General features: G+C 68.2%; 5 protein-coding genes and 1 pseudogene. 5 read left to right on the top strand and 1 reads right to left on the bottom strand.

Annotation, left to right across the window (positions count from 1 at the left end):
• Positions 1–261: epoxide hydrolase N-terminal domain-containing protein (locus ACFWF3_RS28180; protein ID WP_379316483.1), on the bottom strand; the 261-nt coding region annotated here is incomplete at its 3' end.
• 89 nt (positions 262–350) lie between these two features.
• Here ACFWF3_RS28180 and ACFWF3_RS28175 point away from each other — a divergent pair.
• The 5 genes and pseudogenes from ACFWF3_RS28175 to ACFWF3_RS28155 form a co-directional block, all read left to right on the top strand.
• Complete coding sequence (locus ACFWF3_RS28175) at positions 351–998, top strand: TetR/AcrR family transcriptional regulator (RefSeq protein WP_379316481.1); 648 nt, start codon at positions 351–353, stop codon at positions 996–998.
• Between the two features lie 81 nt (positions 999–1,079).
• The gene (locus ACFWF3_RS28170) at positions 1,080–1,502 is read left to right on the top strand and encodes a VOC family protein (RefSeq protein ID WP_379316479.1); all 423 of its coding nucleotides are present in this window, start codon (positions 1,080–1,082) and stop codon (positions 1,500–1,502) included.
• A 45-nt stretch (positions 1,503–1,547) separates the two neighbouring features.
• The gene (locus ACFWF3_RS28165) at positions 1,548–2,354 is read left to right on the top strand and encodes an ABC transporter permease (protein ID WP_379316477.1); all 807 of its coding nucleotides are present in this window, start codon (positions 1,548–1,550) and stop codon (positions 2,352–2,354) included.
• A 91-nt stretch (positions 2,355–2,445) separates the two neighbouring features.
• Positions 2,446–3,201 (top strand): ABC transporter ATP-binding protein, encoded by a 756-nt coding sequence (locus tag ACFWF3_RS28160; protein ID WP_379316475.1) that lies wholly within the window; start codon positions 2,446–2,448, stop codon positions 3,199–3,201.
• Positions 3,202–3,233: 32 nt separating this feature from the next.
• Positions 3,234–3,642, top strand: a pseudogene (locus ACFWF3_RS28155) (ABC transporter substrate-binding protein); the annotation flags it as partial.

Below are 3,642 nucleotides of genomic sequence, written 5' to 3'. Positions count from 1 at the left end.
GCGGATGTGCAGGAAGTGGATGTCCTCGCCCTCGATCTCGGTGGTGAACTGCGGGTAGGCGTTGAGCTCGGATTCCAGCGCGCGCCAATCGAACTCCTCGAGCCAGTACTCGGCGAGAGTGCGGACGCGACCGGCCGGGACGCCGTAGGCGTCGCCGACGCCGGGCAGTTCGTCGGGGTACAGGGCGCCGCGCAGCCGGTTGGCGAGGTCGTCGAGGCGGGCCTGCGGAACGTCGATTCGGAACGGGGTGATGGTGGCCATGTCGACTCCTCAAATTGAAACGGAATGTTTCGTTCTGTTCCAACCATAACAGAACGGAGCGTTCCGTTTCAAGTGGTAGGCTGATTTTCATGGCGAACCAGACCGAAACCGCAGATCAGCCCCGCTTGCCCGGTCGCAAGGCGCAGGCCGCGCGCAACGACGGACTGATCCTCGACGCCGCCCGCGCGGTGTTCCTCGACGATCCGAACGCACCGATCGCCGCCGTGGCCGAACGGGCGGGCGTCGGGATCAGCGCGCTCTACCGGCGGTATCCGAGCAAGGAGGTGCTGCTGCGCACCCTCTGTCACGAAGGGCTACGGCGATTCAACGCGGAAGCCGATGCGGCGCTAATGGATTCGGATGGCTGGCGCGGGTTCGTCGGATTCTTGGAACGGGTCGTCGAGGCCGACGTGCACTCGCTCACCGTGCGTCTGGCGGGCACCTTCACGCCCGACGAGTCGATGCTGCCCGACGTCGTGCACTCGGGGGAGGCCGGCGAGGAGCTGGTCCGCCGCGCCCACGCCAGCGGTCGCCTTCGGCCCGATGTCGACGCCCTCGACCTCGGCTTGATCCTCGAGGCCTGCTCGGCCATCACCATGCCCGACCCGGCGCGCACCGCCGAACTGCGCCAACGTGTCCTCGCGCTGATGGTGGACGGGCTCACCGCCGAGGGTGAGTTACCGGGCCCACCCCCTGCGACCGGCGAGTTCGCCTGGCGATGGGAACGCAAGCCCTGACCGCCGCCGATACGGCTCTGCTCCCGAGCACGCAGCTGGCAGACTTGGCGCATCACCCGGACTGCAACGCGGAGGCGCGTAGTGAACTGGACCCTGGAAGTTGTGATCGTCCCGGTTTCCGATATCGATCGGGCCAAAGATTTCTACGCGCGTCAGCTCGGGTTCGCCGTCGACCACGACACGGTGATCTCCGACGACGTGCGCATCGTGCAACTCACCCCGCCTGGCTCGGGCTGCTCGATCGTCATCGGCAAAGGGGCGGTGCCGCAGATGCCGCCGGGCTCGCTGAAGGGCCTGCAACTCGTGGTTCCCGATATCGAGCAGGCGCACGCGGAGCTGGTGGCGCGGGGAGTCGAGGTCAGCGAGGTGCGCGAGCTCGGCAAGAATCCACGGCCCGTCCCGCACCCGCTCGACAATGTCGGTTTCGTCTTCTTCAGCGATCCCGACGGGAATAGCTGGGCGGTGCAGCAGATCTCCCGCCGAGCCGACAAATCCTCGAGCTGATTCGAACCCTGTCGGTATACCGCTTCGGGCGGGCACCATGCTCGCATGCTGTTGGAGAGGCCCACCGAAACCGGCGAGCGACGGATCCCGCTGTACCGTCGCCCCGGGTTCCTGCGCGCGCTCTCGCCGCTCGCGGTGTTGGTCATCTGGCAGCTCGCCAGCGCCAGCGGCTCGATCCCGGCCAAGAAACTGCCCGCGCCGTCCGCGGTGCTGGACGCGGGTCTGGAAACCTACCGATCCGGCCAGCTCACCGAGGCCCTGCTGGTCTCCGGCCAGCGCGCGCTGTACGGCTTCGCCCTCGGCGCGGTTCTCGCGCTGGTACTCGGCGTGCTCGCCGGCCTGAGCAAGATCGGTGAGTACGCGGTCGACCCGCCGCTGCAGATGATCCGCACCATCCCGCTGTTCGGCCTGATCCCGCTGTTCATCATCTGGTTCGGCATCGGCGAGGAGCCCAAGGTCTACCTGATCGCCCTCGGTGTGTTCTTCCCGCTGTACCTCAACACCTTCTCGGGCATCCGCCAGCTCGACCCGAAACTGCTCGAACTCGGCAGTGCCCTGCACCTCGGACTCGCCGAACGCCTGCGCCTGCTCGTGCTCCCCGGCGCCCTGCCGCAGATCCTGGTCGGCGCCCGGCAGAGTCTCGGCATCGCCTGGCTCTCGCTCATCGTGGCCGAACAGATCAATGCCAGTGCCGGACTCGGCTTCGTCGTCAACAATGCCCGCGAATTCCTGCGAACCGACATCGTGGTGTTCGGACTGGTGGTCTACAGCCTGCTCGGCCTGCTCACCGACTCGATCGTGCGGCTGCTCGAACGCCGCGCACTGCGCTGGCGCCCGGCGGTGCACCGCTGATGTCCGCTTCTTCCGCCGGCTCGAGGACCCACCCCGTCCCGAGAGCAGGCAGGCCCGCTACCCGCCGCCGTTCGATCGCGAGGTTCACCCCATGACCGCTGCCGCCGCCACGACCGTCACCCCCATCTCGTCGCGATCGGCTCGCGTGCCCGCCGCCCGGATCGCCGCTCTCAGCAAGCGATTCGGTGACCGCACCGTGCTCGACGGGATCGATCTCGAGATCGGCGCGGGCGAGATCGTCGCGCTGGTCGGGCGCAGTGGATCGGGCAAGTCCACGCTGTTGCGGATCATCGGCGGCCTCGATACCGCCACTCGCGGTGCGGCTTCCGTCGAAGGCAGGCCGACGATCGTCTTCCAGGAACCCCGCCTGATTCCGTGGCAGCCGGTGGTGCGCAATGTGGCCCTCGGCAGGCCGAAGCCGCGCAATCGACGTGCCGACGAGCAAGCCGCCCGCGACCTGCTCGCCGAGGTCGGCCTCGCCGGTCGCGCCGACGCGTGGCCGCTCACTCTGTCCGGTGGTGAGGCCCAACGTGCCGCGCTGGCACGGGCATTGGTGGCCGAGCCGACGCTGTTGCTGCTCGACGAGCCCTTCGGCGCGCTCGACGCGCTGACCCGGCTGACGATGCACGAGCTGCTCCTCGGCCTGCACGCTCAGCGCGAGTTCGGCGTCCTGCTGGTGACCCACGACGTGCTGGAGGCGATCACCCTGGCCGACCGCGTTCTCGTTCTCGACGACGGCCGCATCGCCGCCGACGTGCCCATCGAGCTACCACGCCCCCGCACCGCCGCCGCGCCGGAAGTCGCCGAGTACGCGACGCACCTGCTCGCGCTGCTCGGCGTGCACTGAACCCTCCGCACCATCGCACGAAAGTTGTTCCCGTGAAACGCACTCCGATGTCCCGTCTGGCAGGCCTTGCCCTCGCCGTCGTCGCAACGCTCGCACTGAGCGCGTGCGGTGACGACACGGCGACCGAGGCCGCGCCCTCGGGCCCGGTCGACCTGAGCACCGTCACGCTGAAAGTCGGTGACCAGAAGGCGATTTCGATCGAGGTGTTGCTGAAGGCATCGGGTCAGCTGGAGAACCTGCCCTACAAGATCGAATTCTCCACCTTCACCGCCGGTCTGCCGCTGGTCGAGGCGGCGAGTGCGGGCGGCATCGACATCGCCCAAACCGGCAATACCCCGGTGATCTTCGGCGCGGCCGCCGACGCCGACATCAAGATCGTCGGGGCGCTCTCGGCCACCGGCAAGGGTGACGCGATCCTGGTCGGCAAGGACTCCACGATCG

The sequence above is a fragment of the Nocardia sp. NPDC060220 genome (genome assembly GCF_042727815.1).
In the GTDB taxonomy this organism is placed as follows: Bacteria; Actinomycetota; Actinomycetes; order Mycobacteriales; family Mycobacteriaceae; genus Nocardia.
This window is presented reverse-complemented; position numbering and strand designations above follow the sequence as displayed.